Annotated in this window: 28 protein-coding genes and 1 other annotated feature; all 28 genes read left to right on the top strand. The window is 33.6% G+C overall.

Features of this window, described 5'->3' with window-relative positions; all coding sequences use genetic code 11:
* Positions 1-139: 139 nt before the first annotated feature.
* A complete protein-coding gene (locus tag KAT95_01435; GenBank protein MCK4520515.1) occupies positions 140-538 on the top strand; it encodes a hypothetical protein in 399 nt (132 codons plus the stop codon).
* Positions 539-662: 124 nt separating this feature from the next.
* Positions 663-1,277, top strand: a complete 615-nt coding sequence (lexA, locus tag KAT95_01430; GenBank protein MCK4520514.1) for a repressor LexA — start codon at positions 663-665, stop codon at positions 1,275-1,277.
* On the top strand, positions 1,274-2,092 hold the full coding sequence (locus tag KAT95_01425; GenBank protein MCK4520513.1) for a site-specific DNA-methyltransferase: 819 nt from the start codon (positions 1,274-1,276) through the stop codon (positions 2,090-2,092). The genes lexA and KAT95_01425 overlap by 4 nt, the downstream gene beginning before the upstream one ends.
* On the top strand, positions 2,089-2,895 hold the full coding sequence (locus KAT95_01420) for a restriction endonuclease (protein ID MCK4520512.1): 807 nt from the start codon (positions 2,089-2,091) through the stop codon (positions 2,893-2,895). The genes KAT95_01425 and KAT95_01420 overlap by 4 nt, the downstream gene beginning before the upstream one ends.
* 85 nt (positions 2,896-2,980) lie before the next feature.
* Positions 2,981-3,853, top strand: coding sequence for a nucleotidyltransferase (locus tag KAT95_01415; protein ID MCK4520511.1), 873 nt, complete (start codon positions 2,981-2,983; stop codon positions 3,851-3,853).
* Between the two features lie 19 nt (positions 3,854-3,872).
* Entirely contained in the window at positions 3,873-4,376 is a 504-nt protein-coding gene (locus KAT95_01410; protein MCK4520510.1) for an SLATT domain-containing protein, read from the top strand.
* A gap of 198 nt (positions 4,377-4,574) precedes the next feature.
* Positions 4,575-5,492, top strand: a complete 918-nt coding sequence (locus KAT95_01405) for a hypothetical protein (protein MCK4520509.1) — start codon at positions 4,575-4,577, stop codon at positions 5,490-5,492.
* Positions 5,493-5,608: 116 nt separating this feature from the next.
* Positions 5,609-5,782 carry a hypothetical protein gene (locus KAT95_01400; protein ID MCK4520508.1) on the top strand — a complete coding sequence of 58 codons (174 nt, stop codon included), beginning with the start codon at positions 5,609-5,611 and terminating at the stop codon, positions 5,780-5,782.
* A gap of 233 nt (positions 5,783-6,015) precedes the next feature.
* Positions 6,016-6,261 carry a hypothetical protein gene (locus tag KAT95_01395; protein MCK4520507.1) on the top strand — a complete coding sequence of 82 codons (246 nt, stop codon included), beginning with the start codon at positions 6,016-6,018 and terminating at the stop codon, positions 6,259-6,261.
* A gap of 85 nt (positions 6,262-6,346) precedes the next feature.
* A complete protein-coding gene (locus KAT95_01390; GenBank protein MCK4520506.1) occupies positions 6,347-7,045 on the top strand; it encodes a DUF3800 domain-containing protein in 699 nt (232 codons plus the stop codon).
* A gap of 75 nt (positions 7,046-7,120) precedes the next feature.
* Entirely contained in the window at positions 7,121-7,639 is a 519-nt protein-coding gene (locus KAT95_01385; GenBank protein ID MCK4520505.1) for an NYN domain-containing protein, read from the top strand.
* A gap of 200 nt (positions 7,640-7,839) precedes the next feature.
* Entirely contained in the window at positions 7,840-8,046 is a 207-nt protein-coding gene (locus KAT95_01380) for a hypothetical protein (protein ID MCK4520504.1), read from the top strand.
* A gap of 7 nt (positions 8,047-8,053) precedes the next feature.
* Positions 8,054-8,302, top strand: a complete 249-nt coding sequence (locus tag KAT95_01375) for a hypothetical protein (protein MCK4520503.1) — start codon at positions 8,054-8,056, stop codon at positions 8,300-8,302.
* A 112-nt stretch (positions 8,303-8,414) separates the two neighbouring features.
* Positions 8,415-10,025 carry an HlyD family efflux transporter periplasmic adaptor subunit gene (locus KAT95_01370; GenBank protein ID MCK4520502.1) on the top strand — a complete coding sequence of 537 codons (1,611 nt, stop codon included), beginning with the start codon at positions 8,415-8,417 and terminating at the stop codon, positions 10,023-10,025.
* Positions 10,025-10,738 (top strand): ABC transporter ATP-binding protein, encoded by a 714-nt coding sequence (locus KAT95_01365; protein MCK4520501.1) that lies wholly within the window; start codon positions 10,025-10,027, stop codon positions 10,736-10,738. The genes KAT95_01370 and KAT95_01365 overlap by 1 nt, the downstream gene beginning before the upstream one ends.
* Complete coding sequence (locus tag KAT95_01360; GenBank protein MCK4520500.1) at positions 10,726-11,955, top strand: ABC transporter permease; 1,230 nt, start codon at positions 10,726-10,728, stop codon at positions 11,953-11,955. The genes KAT95_01365 and KAT95_01360 overlap by 13 nt, the downstream gene beginning before the upstream one ends.
* Positions 11,948-12,595: a protein-L-isoaspartate O-methyltransferase gene (gene pcm / locus KAT95_01355; protein MCK4520499.1), complete on the top strand. Its 648-nt coding sequence runs from the start codon at positions 11,948-11,950 to the stop codon at positions 12,593-12,595. The genes KAT95_01360 and pcm overlap by 8 nt, the downstream gene beginning before the upstream one ends.
* 55 nt (positions 12,596-12,650) lie before the next feature.
* Entirely contained in the window at positions 12,651-12,806 is a 156-nt protein-coding gene (locus KAT95_01350; GenBank protein MCK4520498.1) for a hypothetical protein, read from the top strand.
* 70 nt (positions 12,807-12,876) lie between these two features.
* Positions 12,877-13,785 carry an endolytic transglycosylase MltG gene (gene mltG / locus KAT95_01345; protein MCK4520497.1) on the top strand — a complete coding sequence of 303 codons (909 nt, stop codon included), beginning with the start codon at positions 12,877-12,879 and terminating at the stop codon, positions 13,783-13,785.
* On the top strand, positions 13,782-14,315 hold the full coding sequence (locus tag KAT95_01340; GenBank protein ID MCK4520496.1) for a DJ-1/PfpI family protein: 534 nt from the start codon (positions 13,782-13,784) through the stop codon (positions 14,313-14,315). The genes mltG and KAT95_01340 overlap by 4 nt, the downstream gene beginning before the upstream one ends.
* Positions 14,316-14,417 (top strand) — a sequence feature (ribosomal protein L10 leader region). It abuts the gene before it with no gap.
* 9 nt (positions 14,418-14,426) lie between these two features.
* Complete coding sequence (locus KAT95_01335; protein ID MCK4520495.1) at positions 14,427-14,948, top strand: 50S ribosomal protein L10; 522 nt, start codon at positions 14,427-14,429, stop codon at positions 14,946-14,948.
* Between the two features lie 73 nt (positions 14,949-15,021).
* Complete coding sequence (rplL, locus tag KAT95_01330) at positions 15,022-15,474, top strand: 50S ribosomal protein L7/L12 (protein ID MCK4520494.1); 453 nt, start codon at positions 15,022-15,024, stop codon at positions 15,472-15,474.
* Between the two features lie 558 nt (positions 15,475-16,032).
* Complete coding sequence (locus KAT95_01325; GenBank protein ID MCK4520493.1) at positions 16,033-16,881, top strand: SipW-dependent-type signal peptide-containing protein; 849 nt, start codon at positions 16,033-16,035, stop codon at positions 16,879-16,881.
* Between the two features lie 81 nt (positions 16,882-16,962).
* The gene (locus tag KAT95_01320) at positions 16,963-17,607 is read left to right on the top strand and encodes a SipW-dependent-type signal peptide-containing protein (GenBank protein ID MCK4520492.1); all 645 of its coding nucleotides are present in this window, start codon (positions 16,963-16,965) and stop codon (positions 17,605-17,607) included.
* Between the two features lie 2 nt (positions 17,608-17,609).
* Positions 17,610-18,125, top strand: coding sequence for a signal peptidase I (locus tag KAT95_01315; protein MCK4520491.1), 516 nt, complete (start codon positions 17,610-17,612; stop codon positions 18,123-18,125).
* A complete protein-coding gene (locus tag KAT95_01310; protein ID MCK4520490.1) occupies positions 18,112-19,854 on the top strand; it encodes a lamin tail domain-containing protein in 1,743 nt (580 codons plus the stop codon). Before KAT95_01315 ends, KAT95_01310 begins: the two co-directional genes overlap by 14 nt.
* 1 nt (position 19,855) lies before the next feature.
* Positions 19,856-21,301: a fibronectin type III domain-containing protein gene (locus KAT95_01305; protein ID MCK4520489.1), complete on the top strand. Its 1,446-nt coding sequence runs from the start codon at positions 19,856-19,858 to the stop codon at positions 21,299-21,301.
* A 322-nt stretch (positions 21,302-21,623) separates the two neighbouring features.
* Positions 21,624-22,979: a DUF1349 domain-containing protein gene (locus tag KAT95_01300; GenBank protein ID MCK4520488.1), complete on the top strand. Its 1,356-nt coding sequence runs from the start codon at positions 21,624-21,626 to the stop codon at positions 22,977-22,979.
* Positions 22,980-23,100: the final 121 nt, after the last annotated feature.

Genomic DNA, 23,100 nt, shown 5'->3' with positions numbered 1-23,100 from the left:
AAACTGACACCCCCTGTCAAGCCCAATTTATCCACATAAGTAAATCTATAAAACTCGCCAAAAAGGCGGTTTTTGTTTAGTCTTGACTTATTTTAGATTTTCACTAAACTGAATTTAGCACAAAAAGGAGGAGAAAAATATGTTATTTAGAAAATATTATGGAATTGGAGAAAGTGGATTTGATATTTTTTCCAGTAATTCTAATGACGCAAAGACTTTCAGAGAAATTCAGAGTGCTTTTAATAAAAAGAAAGCAACAGTTTCTTTGGAAAATGGCGATACGCTTGTAATCAGTATTGAGGGAGACGAGATTTTAAGTTTTGGATTAGATTTAGATGAAATGTTGGAAGCCAGAGATCTGTTAAATAACGAAATACACATAGAAGTAGGCAAAGAGAAAGGAGAATTAAAAATCAGAAATCTAAAGAAACGACCAATTTCTAATAAGAACAAAAAGTATCCCGGAAACAAGCATCGACGCAAAAAGAAAGAAAGAAAACAAAAAAGAAAAAAGAAAATAAAAAAAGCAAAGAAATGAGAGAAAATAAAATCTCTCTTTTTTTATTGATAAAAACCCAAAAATGAGTTAAATAAGACCAGGAAAAGTTATCCACAATTGAAGCTATTGACACCGACCAAACAGTCGGTTATTATGATGTAATATGATAAAAGAAGTTATTACTAAACGACAAAAAGAAGTTTTACAAATAATTTATGATAGCATAAAGGATTTTGGGTTTCCGCCTTCTTTTAGTGAATTGAAAGAAAGATTAAACATATCTTCCAATCAATCACTTTTGGATTTTTTTTCTGTATTAGAAAGAAAAAATTTAATTACTCGTGAAGAAGGATCTGCTCGCGGTATTAAAATTTTAAAGAAAGGGTATAAAACAATTAATGCTAGGCCGTTAGCTCCCATAGTTGGCATTACTTCAGCAGGCAGTTTTATAGAAGCGATAGAAGATGTTGATGCTTGGATACCATTATCAAAAGAAACAGAAATTATTTCCGATGATGTAATTGTTACGCGAGTTATTGGAGATTCAATGATTAAGGCTGGCATTGAAGATGGAGATTTGCTACTATTCAAGAAGATGCAGCAATTTTCCTCTGGGGATATTGTTTTAGCCGAAACATCGGATGGAACAACTGTCAAAAGGTTTATTTCAGAAGATAAACCGCCCTATGTTTATCTCAAGCCGGAAAATCCAAAATATGACATCATTCCTTTTACCGATGAGATGAAAATAATCGGTAAAATGATTAAAAAATTATGACTATAAGAAAAATAAAAAAATTAAATCCAAAATCCAATATTATAAATAGTGTTATTGTCGGCGATTGTTTTACAGAAATGAAAAAAATAAAAAGCAATAGTTTTGATATGATTTTTGCGGATCCGCCTTATAATATGCAATTACAAAACGAATTATATCGTCCAAATAATACAAAAGTTGATGGTGTTGATGATGAATGGGATCAATTTAAAAATTTTAAACATTATGACGATTTTACTATAGCTTGGCTAAAAGAAGTTAAAAGAATAATGAAAAAAAATGCAACGCTTTGGGTAATTGGTTCTTATCATAATATTTTTAGAGTTGGAAATATCTTGCAGAATTTGGGATTTTGGATATTGAATGATGTCCATTGGATTAAGTCTAATCCTATGCCAAATTTTAAAGGTGTTAGATTTACTAATGCCTCCGAAACTTTAATATGGGCAGTAAAAGATAAAAATGTAAAAAATTATACTTTTAATTATGAAGAAATGAAAAAAATTAACAATGGAAAACAAATGAGAAATGATTGGTACTTTAGTATTTGTAATGGTCTTGAAAGATTAAGAGATAGACAAAGAAAAAAAATTCATTCCACACAGAAACCACTTGCTTTATTAGAACGAATAATTTTATCTTCTACTGAAAAGAATAATTTGGTTTTTGATCCATTTGCGGGAACTTGCACTACTGCTGTAGCAGCTTATAAGCACAAAAGAAATTTTACAATGATAGAAAAAAACGAATTCTATGTTGATTGGGCATTAAGAAGATTTAATAAAAATTTTAAAAGTAATAATTTGCAATTATGAAAAACAATAATATCAAGGAACTTATTAAAAATTCTGTGATTGAACTGCTGGATAACACTATCTCTGAGAGAAAAATTGAAAAGATTACTAACAAACATATAATAAAAACTCATTTTATTCCTGTTAAATACAGGATATTTGGCGGACTTTTGCAGTCCTTGAATATTCAGTTCGGAAATTTCATTGAAGTTTTAATCAATAACATTGTTGAAAGAGAAAAACATCTTGAGGTTATTTCTGGCATTTCTGGTAAAAAAGACGTTATTCTCTCTCTTGCGAAAACAAGCGATGCTTTGATTGATCATTTTATTACAAATAGGCAAACTAACAATAATAGCAAACTTAATAACGAATTTAAACAATTACTTAATGGCATTATCAGAAATCAAAAATTGAGTCATAATCTTATTGTCTCTAAACACGATGTTGATGTTTTATTTAAGGACGTAAAAAATAACATCTTTTATTATGTTGAGGTGAAATATAACGACGATCATGATACTGGTAAATTTGTTGATATTAACAGAAAATTTATCAAAACTTATGCTGGATTGGTGAAAAAATTGAATATTCAAAACATTTCCGAACTGAAACCGATTCTCTATTATTTTAATAGAAAAATTATGAAAGGTAATATTTATGTCCCCGAAGAAAAATATATTTATAGAGGGGAAAAATTATTTGATGAATTTTTTGCGATTAAATACTCTGATTTAGATGATTGTTTGCGAAATGTGAGCGAGGATAAAGAGATTGTAAAAATTTTTGATAATCTTTATAAAAAAATAAGATATGATAATTAATTTTAAGAAGTTAAAAATATAAACGCTAAAAAATTATTAAAACAAGCAAAAACAAAAGTTGAAAAAATAATTAAGAAATAAAATTATGGCGAAAACTATAGATGAGGGTTTTAAAATTTTTCACTCTCGACTTACACCAACTAAAACCGAATCTGAAAGCGCAAAAAAACACCGTGCATCAATTGAAGCTTGCATTAGTACTAATTTTGGTTTAAAACGTTTTTTTAGAACAGGATCATTTGGAAATGGAACTAGTATCGCTGCATACAGTGATGTAGATTACTTTGCAAGCATTCCAAGAAAAAGTCTGACAAATAATTCTTTCTCAACCTTAGTAAAACTAAAAGAGGCTTTGGTAAAAAGGTTTCCAGACACCGGTGTTAGAATTAGCTCTCCGGCAGTTGTAGTGCCCTTTGGGACTGATCCATCAGAAACAACAGAAGTGGTTCCGGCAGATTTTATAAGAAAAAATTTATTTGAAAGACATATTTATGATATTCCAAATGGACAAGGTGGTTGGAGAAAATCTAGCCCTGACGCTCATAATTCTTATGTTTTACGTTATGATAAAAAGTTAGACGGAAAATTAAAGCCACTCATTAGATTTATTAAAGCATGGAAATTTTACAGAGCAGTATCTATTTCATCGTTTTACCTTGAGATATTTGTGACAAAATATGCATCTAGTGAGAAAACCATTATTTACCCAATCGATATAAAGATTATTTTTAAAAAATTAAACGATAATAAATTAGCTAATATTACGGATCCTTTGGGAATTTCTGGGTACATCACCGCTTGTTCTAGCTTAGAAAAAAAGAAAGAATCTCTTGCGCGACTAAAAAGAGCCTTAACGCGAGCAGAGCACGCTTTAACTGCTGATAAAAATGGTAGGACGGCTAAGGCTTTTTATTGGTGGAATAAGGTATATGCCGATAAATTTCCTTCTTATCATTAGGATAATTTTTAATAAAAAAATGCGAAATAATATACTAAAAGAGACAAAAAGAATCGAAGAAGATTGTCTTTATTCAGCAAAAGGCCATTTTATTGTTAGCCATTTTTGGACGACTTTCCATATATGGATTGGGATACCAATAACCGTTTTAGCCTTTACCGCTGGAGTTTTTGCATTATCTAAATTTGATAATCATGCCATATTAGCGGGAATAATATCTATTATTGTTACTATTCTAACAGCAGTAAATTTGTTCTTAAATCCTAATCAAAAATCAGCCATTCATAGAGATGCTGGAAATAAATACAATGCTTTAAGGAATCAAACTAGAATTTTTTATGGAATAGATTACAATGGGATTCTTAAATCTGAACAAGAGATAGTAAATAAATTAAAGGATTTGTCAGAACAAAGAGATAAATTAAATCAAGAAACTCCACAGATTCCAAGATGGGCCTACAAAAAAGCAAAAATAGGAATAGAGGGTGGAGAAGCTAGCTATAAAATTGATGAAGAAAAATAGCTATATTTGTAAAAAATAATCAAAATTTAGGCTGAAGTTGAGGGATTTTAATTAAATCAATCAATTTTAGAAAAAGCTCTGATAAAAAATAGAGTTGACCCCATTTTCCCCACTCAAAATTTATCAAGAAAATGCAAAATTGTCTCCTATCCCCGAAGCAATTTTAAAAGTGTATAGAAGAATATTTAAATAAAGATTATGAAAGATTTATTTGGTAACATCAGTAGTGAATATGAAAACTTTACTCTTTTTCAAGACGAAGCAGGCTGTAAGGATAGTAATTTTTTCTACCACGGATATTTACTTGTTAATAACAAGTTTGGTAGAAAGATTTTAGATGATATTCTTAAGGCGAAGGGTAAAAACAGTAAAGATTCAGAGATAACATTTAAGCAAATTAGGAAAGATGATTATAGGGTAAGGATAGTAGTTAGGTGGTTAAAATTAGCAGATGAATGGTTGCAGAATGGGAAAATCAGATTTTATGTTTTAGGTGTTAATAAAAATAATTTGAAGAATTTTTGGGATAACTCTTGGCGTTTTGAAAAGAATGTTTATTTGAGATTTTTTGAAATCGGCTTAAACAGTTTATTGGGGTGGTTTAGAAACGATCCAAAGTTATACAGACCATTACGAGTAACTCATATATTTTACGAACATGGAAATTATAATGATGAAAGAAAAAATAAAGTAAGATGGCTTGAGAGTTTATCGGGCTATAAAAATTCTGAATCCGTCCATTCTAATCCAAAAAAACAACGAATAGAAAATGAAAAATTATACGAAATGTCAAATTTAATCCAATTTACTGATGTTTTGTTGGGAGTTACTAAATATAGCTTTATTAAAATAAACGATATACATATTGGAAAACAAAAATGTATTGACAACTTCCTTGATGTTATTGAAAGATTCAATAATAAAAAAGCTTATAATACTAAAAGTCGCTACTATAAACGCTATGCATTGCAATTCTTTCCAACTAAAAGTAATATCACAAAAAAAGAATTTTTAAGTAATGATATAGAAAGTGTAAAAAAAAGAGGTGGATTCTATTCTGACAGGCCAACATATCGTCAGCAGTTAGAGTTGGATAAAAATCTTAAATTATTTTAACTATGCAATTAAAAATTTATCAAATAATTCACAAATCCTTAGCAGACATATTATCAAAGAACTGTTAAAATAATATATAAAGGTCGGTTAATTCATAAATTTTATTTTAAATCAATATGATAAATACTCCTACTCAAAAATTGGTTGATGCTTATTTTAATGGCGGAAATGTTAAAGATATTAAAACTTCAAAAGATTTAAGGGTAATGCTTGAAACTATTAAATCTTTTGTTGAAAGTACAGAACAAAAAGAAGTTGAGAAAAGAAATGAAGAATTATATGAAAATTAATTCTTGACTTTTTTTAATTCCTTGTGTTTTATAGTATATTTTTTTCCTTTCTGTATTTTTTTTCAATCCCAGTATTTTTTTCACTTCTTCCTTTGTAATAATCTTTTCTTCAACTAAGTGAAAGATATTTTGTGTATTTTCTATTATTTTTCCTAGTGAAGGAAAAACAGTGTCAATTCTGATTTCAAAAAAAAATAAAAAAGTCGCGTGAATAATTAAAATTAAATAAAATTATGGATAATATGAGGAAAAATTTAGAGTATGCAATTTGTGGTTCTATGGCCAGCATTTTCTTTTTTGTAAATACTTACCCTATTTGCGAGAGATGTTTAATACATATGAGGGAAAATCCTCACACAATTGAAGTTCCTTTCTCAACTGGACCTGCAGGACTGAACTATAATTCAGGAATCAGGATAACCACTACTGTGACAGCATCGACTGCTGGCATTATAGATTTAGAATTATCAATAAGATGATAAGAAAAAAAAGGGGTCAGGAGCCTTTTTTGCAAGTAAGATAATAAAATGGAAAATAAAAGAATTTATTTAAATAAATTTAATTATGAAATTTATTTTTATTGATGAAATAGAACAACATAGTAAAAACAAGAATTTTTTTGGTCTTGGAGCTATTCTTATTGATTCAGCAAATTATAGTAAATTTAAGAACGAAGCTAATAAACATTTCAAAAAATTAAAATGGCCAGAAAAAATAGAATTTAAGGGACGATATTTATTTTCGCAAAAGGTAGATAAAAATATTACAATAGAAGAAAGGATAAATTTTGTAAATGAATTTTCAAAAATGTCTGTTGCTACCAAAAACGCTAGATATAGTTTTCTTTTTTCATACAATTTTAAAAAGAAAACAAAAAACAATTATTTGCTTTTATTAGGAAAAATAACGAACAAAATTCCTGCCCCTTCAAGTTGTAAAGGAGATAGATGTCTAGTAGCAGTATTTTGCGATAATGGTGATATTGTAAGTCTAGATGATATTTATGATACAATTTTGAAAAAGTTAAAAAATAAATTAATAATTTTTGAGCGTCCATTTTGTATTAATTCAGACAATAAAACTTTTGGAATAATGACGGTTGATATTTTGTGTTATTTAAAATCATGGATTGAATTAAGCGAAGATGACAAAGCTGCACAAAAAACGCTATTTAACCCTATTATTGGAAGTATTGATAAAAGAAAATTGATGACAATCAAAAATATTATTTCAAATGTAAAAAATATGAAGGTTATAAAATAACTAAGGGAAACAGTGTTAACTCTGATTTTAAAAAAAATAAAAAGGTCGCGGGAATAATTAAAATTAAATAAAATTATGGAAAAACAAGAAAGCAATTTTGCGTTTATTGACAGTCAAAACCTTAATTTAGGAATTCAAAACTTGGGCTGGAAATTGAATTACAGAAGATTTAGAGTTTATTTAAAAGAGAAATATAAAGTATCTATAGCTTATTTGTTTATCGGCTATATTCCAGCTAATCAAGACTTATATTCTTCATTGCAAGAAGCCGGGTATGTTTTGGTCTTTAAGCCGACGTTGCCTGATAAGAATGGAGAGGTAAAGGGTAACGTGGACGCAGATTTGGTTTTACAGGTAATGATTGATTATAAGAAATATAACAAAGCCATAATTGTTACAAGCGACGGAGATTTTTATTCTTTAGTTAAATATTTATACAAAAATGATAAACTTAGATGCGTGATAAGTCCATATATTAAAACTTGTTCGGTTTTGTTAAAAAAAACAGCTAAAGAAAAAATTGTTTTTATAGAAAATTTGCGTAAAAAACTTGAATATAAAATGAAAAAGCACCGCGTAAGGACAAAACCTTAAAAGGTGCTTTTTCGTATGTATTCTATTATCAATATAGCAAACCCACACCCCTTGTCAAGTGGAAAAACAGTGTCAACTCTATTTTTTAGAAACCAAATCCTAGTAGTATAAACTTTTGTTTAACTACGGGGCACGGCAAAAGGTCGAACCCTTCGATAAACTTAGAGTAAAGAATTAATAAAAGAATATATAATAAAATTATGCCAAATGGAAAAGGTCCATTAGGACCAGGTAAATTTGCTCCTCCAGGCAGGGGAAGAGGTCGTCAGCCAGGCGGTTTCGGATTAGGACCCAGCGGAGAATGTATCTGCCCTAAATGTGGAAATAGGGTCCCTCATGAAAGAGGAATTCCTTGTTATGAACAAAAATGTCCAAAATGCGGCAGTCCAATGACTAGGGAAAGGTAAATTGAAAATGATAAAGAAAAATTCTCAAGCTTATACAATAAAGGTTTATTGTATGAAATGCAAAACTCTTCTTTATAGATACAAAAAGGAAGGGCAGGGACATTTAGTAAAATGCTATAAAGATGGGATTATTGAAGATAACACAAAAGGAAATTTAAGATGTCCTCAATGCAAACAGTTATTTGCAAGAAAAGCCATGTATCATAATCGGCTGGCTAACAAAATAATTCAAGGAAAAGTTTATGTAGGAAGATAAAAGTAGAGAGAAGAAAATAGAGGCCAACTCTATTTTCTTTATTTCCAAAATGGCGGTTTTTTTTGTGAAAAATTGTCTTGTAAAAATTCAATTTTTTGTTAAAATAAAGTATATGAGCAAAAAAAGCATCATTATTATAGCCGTTATATTGATAGTCGTTGTTTTGGTCGGCTATCAGAAATTCTTTAAGGAGGCAGAATTGCCTTTTACTTTGGCTGAAGTTGTAAGGGGAGATATTTCACAAGAAATTTCTGAAACCGGCGAGATAAAAAAGGGAGAAGAAATCAATCTTAATTTCAAAAGCACGGGAATAATTGAAAAAATATATGTTGATAAAGGCGATATAGTTGATAAAGGCGCTGTTTTAATAAAAATAGATGACAGTCAGCTCCAAATTCAGCTTATAGAAGCCAAAGCAGGATTAGATCTATATCAGGCAACATTAGACAAGCTTTTAGCCGGCTCAAGCCCGGAAGAAATTCAGGTTTCCCAGACAACCGTAGATAATGCTGAGACCACTCTGGAAAACGCTCAAAAGAATTTAGATGATGTTTGGGCTAAAGCAGATGAAGATTTGAATCAGGCATATGAAGACGCCTTAAATGTTTTAGATGATGCTTATTTAAAAATATATAATGCTTTTAATGTTGTTGATTCAGTTTTAGAAACATATTTCAGCAAGGAAACCCAGGAAAGCACTAGAGTGAAAAGAAAAGTAGAATCAATAGAAACAAATATGAATGCGGTAAAGACATACGTTGACAGCGCTAGAGCGAGTTCTACAAACGAAAACATTGACAGCGCTCTTTCTAAAATGAAGACAGTGCTGGAGGATGTTTACAGCGCTTTAACAGTTATTAGAGAGACATCTGAAAATCCGCTTTATCATAATCCTGTTTCCGCTGCTGATAAGAGTTCTTTGGATACGCATAGGGGATATATTAGTACCGCCTTAACTAATACAGTGAATTCTCAACAAACAATTTCTTCTGCTAAAATTACCAACACTACAAATATTAATACTGCTGAGGCAACTGTTTCTTCGGCTCAAGGCGCTTTAAAAGCGGCGCAGGACGCTTTAGCTGTATTATCGGCTGAACCTCGTCAGGAAGATATTGATTTATATCAAGCTCAAGTGAATCAGGCAAAAGCTAAAGTCCGGCTTTTAGAAAATCAAATTTACGAAGCTGTTTTAAGAAGCCCTGCTGACGCGCAGATTACCAAGCTCCATAAAAAAGTAAAAGAAATGGCTCAGCCATCATTGCAAGATCCTGTGATTTCTTTGCTGCCGCTTGTCTTATTTGAAATAGAGGTAAATATTTATGAAGAAGATGTAATAAAAATGGATATTGGCAACCCTGTGGATATTTCTTTAATTGCTTTTCCTAGTCAGACTTTTCAAGGAGAGGTAATATCAATTGATCCAGCGCAAGAACTTATTGATGGAGTAGTTTATTATAAGGCAACTATCAATCCCGGAGAAATTCCAGACCAGGTTAAGCCCGGAATGACTGCTGATTTAATTATTAAAACTGCATTCAAGGAAAATGTATTAATTATCCCTGAAGATGGAATCCAATACAAAGAAGATAAAAAGATTGTTGAAGTTTTTAAAGATGGTTCAGTGGAAGAAAGGGAAGTTGTTATTGGGCTTCAAGGCAGTGATTATATGGTTGAAGTTGTATCCGGCTTAAAAGAAGGTGAAAACATTGTTTTACACTAATGGAGAAACCAATTATTAAATTAGAAAATGTTTGGAAGACTTATAAATTAGGAAAAGTAGACCTTAATGCTATCAAAGGAATAAACCTGGAAGTTTTTTCAGGTTCTTTTGTAACTATAATGGGCGCTTCAGGGTCTGGGAAATCTACTCTCTTAAATATGATAGGTTGTTTAGACTCTCCAACTAATGGCAGGGTTTTTTTAAAAAACAAGGATACATCTCTGCTTTCTGAAGATGAGCTGTCTCAGCTTAGGGGGAAAACAATTGGTTTTGTTTTTCAGGAGTTTAATCTATTACCAAACCTAAATGCTTTAGAAAATGTGAGTTTGCCAATGGTTTTTCAAGGAGTGCCTTTGGAAAAAAGAATAGAGAAAGCAAAAGAGCTTTTGACAGCCGTAGAATTGAAAGAAAGAATTTATCACCAGCCGGCTGAACTTTCCGGCGGAGAGCGCCAAAGAGTAGCTGTAGCTCGAGCTTTTGCCAATGATCCGGAGTTAGTAATAGCTGATGAACCTACTGGAAATTTAGATTCAACAACTGGGAAAAAAATAATGAAATTTTTAACTGATTTTCACAAAAAAGAAGGAAAAACCATTGTTGTTGTTACTCATGATCCAAATATTGCCGGCTATAGTGAAGAAATAATTAATATTAAAGACGGTGAAATAGTTGCCAATCATAAGCAAACAGATAAAATTTTATGGAAGAACTAAAAGAATATTTTCATATTGCCTTAAGAAATATAAGAACCAGACGCTTAAGAAGTTTCTTGACTGTTTTAGGCATTGTTATCGGCGTGTTTTTGATAATTTCCTTGCTTTCTTTAAGCGAAGGATTGAAAACAACCATTAACAAGCAATTACAGGCAATGGGCGGGGAAATGCTCATGGTAATGCCGGGAAGCGAGGGAGATATTCTTACCAGCTTTATGTTTGGCGGCGCAAAATTAGAAAAACAAGATATTGAGGCAATCAAAAAAGCAAAAGGCGTAGATAAAGTTTTAGCATATTCTTATACAGGGACTGTTGCCAGATATAAGGATGAATCAAAACAAATTGCAATGAGTGGTTATGACCCTTGGAAAGAAGGTTTGGATATTTTGAGTATTTTTCAGGGTTGGAGCTTATCAGAAGGAAGATGGCCTACCAAGGGAAATCAGATTTTAATCGGTCAATATATAGCTAATGAAATTTTTTCAAAAAAGATAAAAGCAGGGTCAGAAATGGTAATAAAAGGAAAAAAGTTTGAGGTGGCAGGAATATTAAATTCCTTGGGAAGCCAGCAGGATGACAGCATGGTTTATATGGATATGAAGGTATATCAAGATTTAACCGGAGAAAAACGCGGCACTGCCGCGTATGCAATGGTTAAACTTGAACAAGGAGCAGACGAAAATGCGGTGAAAACAGCGATTGAATCCAGCCTTGAAAAGACAAGAAAAAGAAGAGCTGGCACCGATGTGGCTGATTTTTCAGTTATTACTTCGGAAAAGATGGGTGAGTTAGTAGGTACTATTTTAGGTATAATTCAGGTTGTTATTATTGGATTTGCCAGTATTGCCATTCTCGTGGGCGGTATTGGAATTACAAACAGTATGTTTACTTCAGTCAGAGAAAGAACCAAAGAAATCGGAATTATGAAAGCGATTGGAGCCAAGAATTCAGCAATTCTGTCAATCTTTTTAATTGAAGCAGGAATAGTGGGGATTTTTGGCGGAGTGGGCGGATTATTGCTTGGAAGTATTCTGGCTAAGGCAATTGGTTATTATGGCCAGATTAATCCCACATTTTATTTTACAACAACTATTTCTCCCTGGATGGTTATTTTCGCTTTAGTTTTTTCATTTTCCATAGGATGTTTAGCCGGGTTTTTTCCTGCCAGGTCAGCAGCTAAACTTAAACCAGTTGAAGCATTAAGGAGATATGAGTAATTTAATAGATTCTTTAATTGAACAAGGGTGGCTGAAAACGCCCAGAATAATTGAGGCATTTAGGAAAGTCAAAAGAAAGGATTTTTTGCCAGAGAACGCCAAGCATTTATCTGAATTAAATGAAGCTTTGCCTATTGGCTATGGACAGACGATTTCCCAGCCTTTAGTTGTTGCTTTTATGCTGGAGAAGTTAGAACCGAAAAGAGGAGACAGGATTTTAGACATAGGTTCCGGCTCTGGCTGGACAGCGGCTCTCTTGGCAGAAATTGTTGGCACCAATGGAAAAGTTATTGCCTTTGAAATCATTCCTGAACTTATGGAATTCGGCAAGAAAAATGTGGAGAAATATAATTTCCTGAAGAAGGGGATTGTAGAATTTAATTGCGGTGATGGTTCTAATGGATGTATGGAACAAGCTCCATATAATAAAATTCTTGCTTCAGCAAGCGCTAAAGAGCTTCCTTTGGCATGGAAAAAACAGTTGGAGGTGCATGGCAGGATTGTTATTCCGATTGGTTCTTCAATTTGGCTTTTTGTAAAAAAATATTCTTTTCTAAATAAAGAAACTGGAAAAATGGAAGACATATTTGAACAGTATGAATACCCAGGCTTTGCTTTTGTGCCGTTAGTCAGTAAATAGTTGACAAGGTTTTTTGATAATCTATAATAGAAACAGATAAACTAAATTATTAATTATGTTAACTGATGAGGATATTCAAAAATTAATGGAGGTATTTCCAATTAAAGACGAAGTACTTTCTAAGGGAGATTTCGAAGATTTAAGAAAGGATTTTTCTCGTTTACAAACAAGCATTGATGCTTACGCTAAAAAAAGCAGATTAGAATATTGATCTTTTCTGTAATGTTTAAATTTGCTTTTTACCCGGGATTTTTCTCGGGTTTTATGATAAAATAATTGTGATGAAAAAGTTTTTTGTTTTTTTAATATTATTTTTAATAGCGGTTTTTTTTACATGGCATGGGATTTATTCACCTGTTAATTGTAATTCTCTTGAAGAAAAATTATTCTCCATTGAAAAAGGGCAGGGTTTATTTCAAATTGCTGAAAATTTGGAAAAACAAGATTTAGTTAAAAACAGGTTTCTATTTTCTCTTTATATTATTTTTCAAAGAGAGCAAGGTAATCTTCAGGCAGGTAAGTATTTATTAAACCCTTCAATGAATATTCCAGTTATTTCACAAAAAATAATTTCAGGCGAAACCCATACTATAAAAATAACAATTCCAGAAGGATATAATTTAACGCAAATTGAAGAAAAATTGAATTTAAAATTGCCAGAGGAAAATTTAGAAGGATTCTTATTTCCTGATACTTATCAATTTCCTATAGGAGTAAGCGGAGAAGAAGTGGTTAGAATAATGAAGGATAATTTTGATAAGAAGTTAAGCGCGGAATTAAGAGAAGAAATTGAAAAGCAAGATAAAACTATTTTTGAAATAATCACTATGGCTTCAATGATTGAGAAAGAAGTAAGAACTATTGAGGATAAAAAACTAGTTTCTGGAATTTTATGGAAGCGGCTGGAAAGTAAAATGCCTTTGCAGGTTGATGCCACTATTACATATATTACCGGCAAGGCAACAACAAAAATTAGTATTGAAGAGCTTAAAATTGATTCGCCTTACAATACATATAAATATTTAGGACTTCCTGCAGGCCCAATTTGCAATCCAGGACTTGACAGTATTTTAGCCGCGGTCTATCCTAAAGATAGCGGTTACTGGTATTATTTATCTAATTCAAAAGGAGAAACAGTTTTTAGCAAAACCCTGAAAGAGCATCGCATTAATAAAGAAAAATATTTATGACTAATAAAATAGCAATGATTATTGCGCATAGGGACTTCAGAGATGAGGAATATTTTATTCCTAAACGCATTCTAATGAGCAAGAACTTTGAAATTGTTACTGTAAGCAGTTTCAATGAAAAAGCTGTTGGTATGCACGGAGGCGAGGCAAAAATAGATATGGTTATAAATAATTTAATTGTAGATGATTTTGACGCTGTTTTATTTATCGGCGGCGCTGGAGTTGCAGATGATATAAATAATTCTGAATTCCATAGAGTGGCTAAGGCAGCAGTTGAGAAAGGCAAGATTTTGGGAGCAATTTGCGTGGCTCCGATGATTTTAGCAAAAGCTGGTGTTTTGAACGGCAAAAAGGCGACTGTTTGGTCAAGCCCGATGAATAAAAATCCTATTAAAGTTTTAAAAGAAAACGGAGCTATTTATGAGGATGACACAGTTGTTGTGGATGGGAAAATCATTACTGGCAATGGCCCCTTATCCGCTGACCAGTTTGGTCAAACAATAGTAGAAGTATTGACAGGGGGCAGGTAATTTGTATAATTAAAAATACCGCAGACAGCAGGCATTTTTGTAAGACCTGCCGAGGAAAAGTATTTTTATTTTGTCTGCGAAAGCAGATTTTTTAATTTAAGCAAAACGAACGTGGCAAAGACAAAAGAAGAAAAACAAAAAATAATTCAAGAACTGAAAGAAAAAATAAAAAAGCAGAAAAGCATTGTTTTTGTGGATTTTTCCGGTTTGGAAGTAAAAGCCATTACTGAATTGAGAAAAGAAATGAGAAAGCAAGATTGCGAATTTAAAGTAGCTAAAAAAACCTTTATAGAAATAGCTCTTAAAGATTTTAAAGAAGATATAGCTAAAAAAGCAAGGGAGATGGATGGAGAAATCGGCATTGGCTTTGGCTATAAAGACGAGGTTATGCCTTTTAAAATTTTAGGCGATTGCGCTAAAGAGCAGGAGAATTTGAAATTATTAGCCGGCTTAATTGGAGATGAGTTTTTAGGGCAAGAAGAAACTGTTGCTATGTCTAAACTGCCATCCAGAGAAGAAGTTGTGGCAAGAATAGTAGGAAGCATAAGCGCTCCTATATCAAATTTTGTGAATGTTTTACAAGGAAACATTAAAGGTCTACTACAAGTTTTAACTACAATAAAATCATCTTAACATACTAACATATTAACAAAAGATAAATTCAAAAAATGTTAAAATGTTAAAATGTTAAAATGTTTAAATGAATATGGTTGAAGAACAAAAAAAAGAAGCTTCTGAAAAAGAGGCGCAGAAAGAGGAAAAAAAGGTAGAGGTTCCAGAGAAATTTAAGGATTTAGTTGAGAAAGTTGAAAAGATGTCTGTTTTGGATTTGGCAGAATTAGTAAAGATTTTAGAGAAGAAATTCGGCGTATCTGCAATGGCTCCAGCAGCTGCAGCTCCAGCCGGCGCTGCTCCTGGAGCTAGTCCAGCTGAAGAAAAATCAGTTTTCAATATTGAGTTAACTGGAACAGGTGATAAGAAAATTGAAGTAATTAAAGCAGTTAAGGATGTTACTGAAAAGGGTTTGAAAGACGCAAAAGATTTAGTTGACGCTGCGGCAAGTTCTCCGCAAGTGGTTAAGGAAAATGTTAAGAAAGAAGAAGCAGAAGAGATTAAGAAAAAATTTGAAGCAGCCGGCGCAAAAGTAGAGTTGAAATAAAAACCTTGACAGATTTTTTAAATCTGTTATAATTAAGACATTATAAAAAGCATAGTGTGATTACTATGCTTTTTGTAATCTAAAAATTAAAGAGTCATCTCTGGGCGTCGGCTAAATGAATTTTTTTCCTCCTTAGTTCGACGCCCAAAAATGGCTCTTTTTAATGTGTGTGCGGGGTTGACAAGATTTTATAGATATGTAAACTGAATGATACTTAGATTAGATGCGGGGTTGACAAGATTTTATGGATATGTAAACTGGATAATACCCAGAGTAGGCAGAGGGGCTTGACAAGATTTTATAGATATGTAAACTGGATAATACTTATTAGATAATATTACAATAATAATATAGATAATACAGGAATAAAAAATTATTTAGAGGAGGAACTAAATAAATTATCAGTGAATTTAGAATCATTAAGATTAAACAATAATGATTTAAGAATATTAAGACTTCTTCGTAGAATTCAAAGGTGTTTTTGAAATGCGAAGGGGTTTTTTATTTTAAAAATAAAAAGGTCGAAAAAGATTAAAAGATTAATTTAGAACAAAAATTATGAACAAAAAAATATTAATTAGTTTAACCGTAATTGCAGTTGTTGCCGTTATTGGCATTGGCGGAACTGTTGCTTACTTTAGCGACACTGAAACCAGTACTGGCAATGTCTTCACAGCAGGAGGCATTGACTTGAAAATTGATTATGACTGTTACTTCAATAAAGTAGCTGACGGAACGCCAAATTGTCCTTCTTGGGATTTAAAGAGTTTGACCACAGAGAAATTTTTTGATTTTGATGATATCAAACCAGGTGATTTCGGTGAAGGAACAATCAGCTTCCATGTTTTTAACAATGATGCATGGGGAGCGTTTACAATAGACAATATTGTTGATTTAGATAACGACATTACAGAGCCAGAAGATGAGGTTGATGGTTTAATAGATGACGAAGACGGCACTCCTGACGGTGATTTAGACGACGGTCTTGAAGTGATGGTTTGGCTTGACCACGGCTGCGTGCCAGGATTTCAATGTCCTGCTGACGAGCCAAGATGTCAAGCAGATACTTGTGAAGGAGATAATGTTTGGCAAGGCGATTGTTGGGAGCCAGCTTTATTTACTGGTACAGGAACGCAAGGTCCTGAATGGATTAATGTCAAGAACGACATAGATCCAAATGGAGAAACCTGGGCTATGAGTGATGCCATTAAAGCTGTTTTTCAGCGCTTTGGCGGTGGTTATCCAGGAATTACTGAAGACGGACGTTTAGAAGGCAGTATTACTTATTACATTGGTGTTGCTTGGACTGCTTCTGAATTACTTGGAAACATTGCCCAGACCGACACTTGGGGAGCTGATTTATCATTTGAAGTTACTCAAGCCAGAAATCAGGTAGATCCTTATTAGTCAGCCCTAAAAGATTAAATTGATTGAATCTTTTTTGTCCCCTTCAATAAAGGGAGGGGACTATAAAGGATTTAAAGAAATATGGAGAAGAGAATAAACACAATTTTAATAATGTTAATGTTCATTGTTATGTCTATTACAGTTGCTGGAACAGCAGCTTACTTTGGCGATACTGAAACCAGTGCTGGTAATGTTTTTACTGCTGGAGCTATTGACATTACTATTGCGCCAGGCGGTGATACAGTATCTTTGCCGGCTGAAATTGTTGATATGAAGCCCTGTATCACAAAATACATTACAATTAATGTAACCAATGAATTCAATTCCAATCCAATTAATCTTTGGAAAAAGATTGCCAATGTGGTTAATGAGGAAAATGGCATAATAGAGCCAGAGCAGGTTTGGTACGACAATAATGGAATCGGAATAGAAGGGAAAAACGATATAGATACAGTTATAGAATATGATATGACAGTTGAAGGAGAAGTTTTAATAGATATAAGCAATGGTTTAACAATTGAACAAATTAAAGATTATTATATTTATTTAGGTCAGATTGAACCCAATGAGACAGTTGAAATATCGCAAAGTTATCATATGAAAGGTGATACTGAAAACTGGGCGCAGAGTGATAAAATGAATTTTGATATTGAGTTTTTAGCCCAGCAGCTCACTGCGCCATCTCCGGAAAACGAATTGCCAGGATACGAAAAACCAAATGAATAAAGATGAAGATATTTAAAATAATTTACTACATTTTTATTGCTTTTATCGCTGCCGTCGCTCTTTTACTGATTATTTCTGTTCTCCCGATTACTGGAAATTTTAAAGTGCTGACTGTTCTTTCCGGATCAATGGAACCAGATATTAAGACAGGGAGCGTAGTAGTAGTAAAGCCGGTTGATAATTATAAGATTGAAGATATCATTACTTTTACAAATTCGAAGAAGCCGGACGAATCAGTTACCCACAGAATTTACGATATGAAAGTCAATGAAGGAGTTCCTGTTTATATTACCAAGGGTGATGCCAATAATGTTCCTGACACAAGGGAAATACGAGAAAAAGATATTATTGGAAAAGTTTTGCTGGATATTCCTTATCTTGGCTACGCTGTGAATTTTGCTAAAAAGCCGTTAGGATTTGCTTTAATTATTATTGTTCCAGCCATGATTATCATTGGCGACGAAATTAGAAAAATCTATGGAGAGCTTAAAAAAAAGAAAACAAATGAAACGGAATAAAGGAATTGTAAAAACCTCGATTTTTAGAATTGTTGTGCTTCTGATGATTATCGGGCTTAACTGGTCCGGGATTTCAGCTATTGGCCAAACTTTAGCTTATTTTAATGATACTGAAATTTCTGGCAATACAAGCATTACTATTGGCACATTAGACTTTTCCTTAAGTTCGCCAGGAGATTTTTCTCCTTTAGCTACTCCAGACCAATCTGCAAATAGAAGCATTGATGTTATAAATGACGGCACATTAGGTTTTCAATACCAGGTATATGCAAGTGATTTTTCTGGAGATATGGATCTTTGCAATGCCTTGCAATTAGCAGCTAATTTAGATGAAGGTGGTGCTGAATATTCTGGAAGCTTAACTGGTTTTACTTATAATGCAGGGGAATTTGTTGAGCCGGAAAATTGGGAATTTATTGTAAGTTTGCCTTCCGACGCTTCTCCTGATTTAGAAAATAAAACCTGCAATTTTAAATTTATTTTTAATGGCGTCCAGCTTGGCAACTGCGCTGGTTTTATGGACATAGAAGAGATTGAAAATACAATAAGCTCTGGACAATGGGCAGTTGCAGAGGAAATTAAAATCAACAAAGTTTATTATGATGTTGATGCTGATCACGGAACAGAGCCGGCAAATGAATGGGTTGAACTTTATAATGCTTCTGATTCTCCAGTAGATATTGCTGATTGGACAATTGAAGATAACACATCTTCAGACCTGCTTTCCGGCTCAACGCTTATTATTCCTGCTTATGGCTATGCTGTTATCACAGGCAGTTCATCTACTTGGGATTATTGGAGCATTCCTGGCGATGTAATAAAAATTGTTTTGTCAGACGGCAAAATTGGCAATGGATTGGCTAATGATGGAGATAGATTGATTTTAAAAAATGCTAGTGGATACGAAGTTGACGCGATGAGTTATGGAACTGATACTTACGCTTTTGACCCTGCTTGTCCTGATGTTGATGAAGGGCATATGCTCGGCAGAGTGCCGAATGGTTATGATACTGATCAGGCATCTGACTTTAAAGATTTAGAACCTCCTACCGTATCTGTCACTTATTACAGCGGCACATGGTATTGCGGAAGCACTTATACTATTAATTGGATAGCAATAAATAATAATGGCGATGATAGTGAATTATTGATTGATATTATTTACATCACAGACAATGATAAAAATGGTACAATTAGCGATGGTGATAATGTTTATCTTGTTGAAGAAAAAATAGGAAATTCAGGATGGTATGATTTTTATATAGATTCCTGTAAGGGATATTGTTATTACGGCTATGTTTGGGTTAAAATAATTGCTTATGGCCCAGAGAACTTTATGGTTCAGGGCTCTGATACAGGTCCTCGTGTTTTTGAGCCGCCTGTTCCAGAAAGTGATCTAAATGCAGTAGCTTGTCCTTTTGAACTTGAATATGAAGAGGACGTTCCAATTGATGTGCCAGATATTAGTCCTGTTGATACAACCAGTTCTGAAGAAGATGGGGTAGAAGCTGATGAGCCAGCTGATGAGCCAGCTATAATACAAGACCCTGTTATTAATGTTCCAGATATTGATCCTATTGATACAACCAGTTCTGAAGAAGATGGGGTAGAAGCTGATGAGCCAGCTGATGAGCCAGCTATAATACAAGACCCTGTTATTGATGTTCCAGACATTAATCCAATTGAAACAACCACTTCTGAACAAGATGGGGTAAATAACGAAGAATAATATGAAAATTTTATCTAAAACAATTTTAATCTCTTTAATCGCTCTCTTTGGCGCCGGAGTTTTATTTGTCCAGCCGACTTTGGCTGGTCCTCCTTTAACTATTGAATTTGAACAAGATCCTTTATTTTCTAATACAGATATAAAGCCAGGAGATAGTGTCACTAAATGGATAAAGGTAACTAATCATTATTACGATCAGACAAAGCCAATTGCTGTTGAAGCAATAAATTATCCCGGCTTTCCAGATTCTAACAATGTTCCAACTGATGATTTATCCCGAGCTTTAGACATAGTTATCAGCCAAGGAGCAACAGTTTTATATAATAAAACCCTGTATGATTTTTATGTTGACGGTGAAACTTATTTATCTGATATTGGCCCTGAACAAACAATTCAATATGATTTTACGATTTCTTTTCCTTCTGAAAAAGAAAATGAATGGCAGAATAAAACCACTTGTTTTGATATTTTAATCGGCTTCCAAGGTGAAGAAGGCGGCAATGGCGGTAATGGCGGCAATGGCAATGGCGGAGACGGCAATGGCGGCGGTGGAGGCGGTTATTCTCCTCCTCCTGGTTTAACTATTTTAGATGAATCAGTTTATGCTGCTACTACAGGAACTTGTGAAGTAATAATTACTTGGACAACTAGCTATAATTCTACCAGCCAGGTAATTTATGCTCAAGAAGGCGAGGCGCATTATTTAAATCCAATGACTCCTCCTTATTATGGTTATGCCCGTAAGACACCTGAATATGATACTGATCCAAAAGTTAAGGAACATTCAGTAACTATTTCCGGCTTAACTCCTTTGACTACTTATTATTATCGGGCTGTCTCTCACGCTTCGCCTGCAACAATCAGCATGCAGCATACTTTTACTACCACTTCTTGCTCTGAATTATATGAAGAAGAAGTCCCAGGCGAAGAAGAACCTCCTGCTGAAACTCCTCCTGCTGGACCTGGACCAGGCGAAGAAATAGTTATTGGCCCAGGTCCAGGAGAGGAAATTCCTCCTGCTGAAGAGGTAGAAGAAGCAATAGCGCAAGTACCGTCTGAAGAAGAAGAAGAAGTTGAAGAACCAGAGGAATCAGCTTTGGCAAACTTTTTAGCAAGCTTGAGCGATATATTCAACGGGTGTTTCCCTTGGTGGCTTATCTTGATTTTAGCGCTTTATCCTTTGATGAAACTGATTAATATTCAAAAGGAAAAGAAAAAGGAATTTCCCTTGACAACAAAAAATACGCTTAAAAACCATGAAAGGGTTTGGCTTATATTGACTTTATTTCTTGTATTTTTAGCACTCTACTTTTATTATATTCATTATTTCTGCATAGCAGTATGGATTTTACTTGTTTTGGGATTAGCCACTTTTTTAATCCGGTATTTCATTTTAAGGCAAGGAAAAGCAAACCAGGCACAGGACCAGATAAATTTAGGGCTATAAAGTGGAATAAGTGTGAATAACTTTTTACTGAATTTTATTTTTGTTCGTAAAAAATTAATTTAACTGTGGATAAGTTTGTTTGACCATATACTGGATTGATGTAATATAAATATTACTTATAATTTATTTAGAGGAGGAACTAAATAAAGCAATGATTAGTGTTTATAAAATCATTAATACTAAAAAATAATAGTTCAGGAATATTAGGACTTCTTTGTGAATTTTTCACAGAGAGGTTTTTTATTTTAAATATATCGAAGTCAAACTTCGATAGATTATAATTAAAGGTCGAAACATAAAAAATTAATTAACAGAAAATAATATGACAAAAAAAATATTAGTCGGTTTATTAACTGTTGGTGTAGTTGTAAGCGGTGTAGCTGTGATGTCAGCTTTTGAAGCCCACGTCATCAACGTCACCGCCCACATTGAGAATGCTCTTTCTGTTGACCCGCAAGAAATTGATTTTGGCGTTGTCTTTCCTCAAGAATATGTAGAAAAACAATTTACAGTTAAATTAAGCGATTCTTTTTGTGAGCAGGACAGAGCGCATGATGTATATTACAAAATAGTTCAAAAACCAAAGCCGCTTCCTAATGATGAGTTTCTTTATAAAGATGTTGTTGGAAATGCTGTGTTAAATCCTTGGTATACATTTATTAACCCAACACCTGCTGACGGGAGTGATTACTCAATTTTAGGCGGAGTGTTGACGATTACTGCCGCACCTTATGACGATCTTTTCGGTCTTCCTGATTCACCACCCGGGCACAATTACACTGCGCCGAGAATGTTGACTGGTGTAACTGGCGATTTTACTATTGAAACAAAAGTTACAGCTATTCCGACTCAAGATTATCAAGGCGCTGGTTTGTTAGTTTATGGAAGTGATGGAAATTTAATCCGTTTAGAGTTGGTTAATTTCGGCTGGTTTGACAGGAATATTTACATGGAAAGTCAAGAAAATTATGTAAAAGTTGCAAAAAGGTGGACAGGAGGTGAAGCACCCAATATCCCAACCGAGGTGTATTTGCGCATAACAAGAACAGCCGATCAATTTAATGGTTATTACAGTACTGATGGTACAACATGGACCGAAGTACCTTACGCCGAAGGTGAGAATCCAATTGTCAATGAAAGCATTGGAGACCGTCCCCAGGCAGGTGTGGCTGTAACAGCTAATGGAAATACCACAGGAATGTTCTCAGCTGAATTTGAGTATTTCAAAGGCGGTGTTTACAAAGACCTTTGCAGGTTCCTTTCTAAACTGCCAAAGGAAGAGGAAGATGGAGATGAGGGAGTGCTAAGTTATTACGTTGACGGTGATCTAGATTACTGCAGGAATCCGGGACCACATATCGCTTTTGGTCACTTAGAAAAAACCTCTGACGAGGAAGATGGTTGGACAGTTGACCTTAAAGTTCCGCCAGTTGAAGGTTATGTAGGCCAGGATTGGCCAGAGAGTTGTGCCGATTACACTGTACCTCATGACAGTTTAACTTACGGCTGTGATCTCTGGATTGAAGTAACCGAACTTAGTTACTGGCAGTGCAGTGATGGGATAGATAATGATCAAGATCAGCTAATAGATGAGCATGATCCGGGATGTCACTCTGACGGAAACGCTAGTAATCCAGCAAGTTATGTTCCAAATGATGACAATGAAACTGATGATTAATAATTCTAGGCACAGTTTTAATTCCTGATGGATTCCCGGCTAAATCCTTGTTAGCCGGGAGAGATGAGGGATTAAGGTAAGTCGGGTGAAATGTCCACCATTACCACCCTACTATAAAATC

The organism is Candidatus Parcubacteria bacterium (genome assembly GCA_023131895.1).
Classification (GTDB): Bacteria; Patescibacteriota; Minisyncoccia; order Minisyncoccales; family JAGMDC01; genus JAGLYZ01.
The sequence above is the reverse complement of the archived record's forward strand: the minus strand, read 5'-3'. Positions and strand labels throughout refer to the sequence as shown.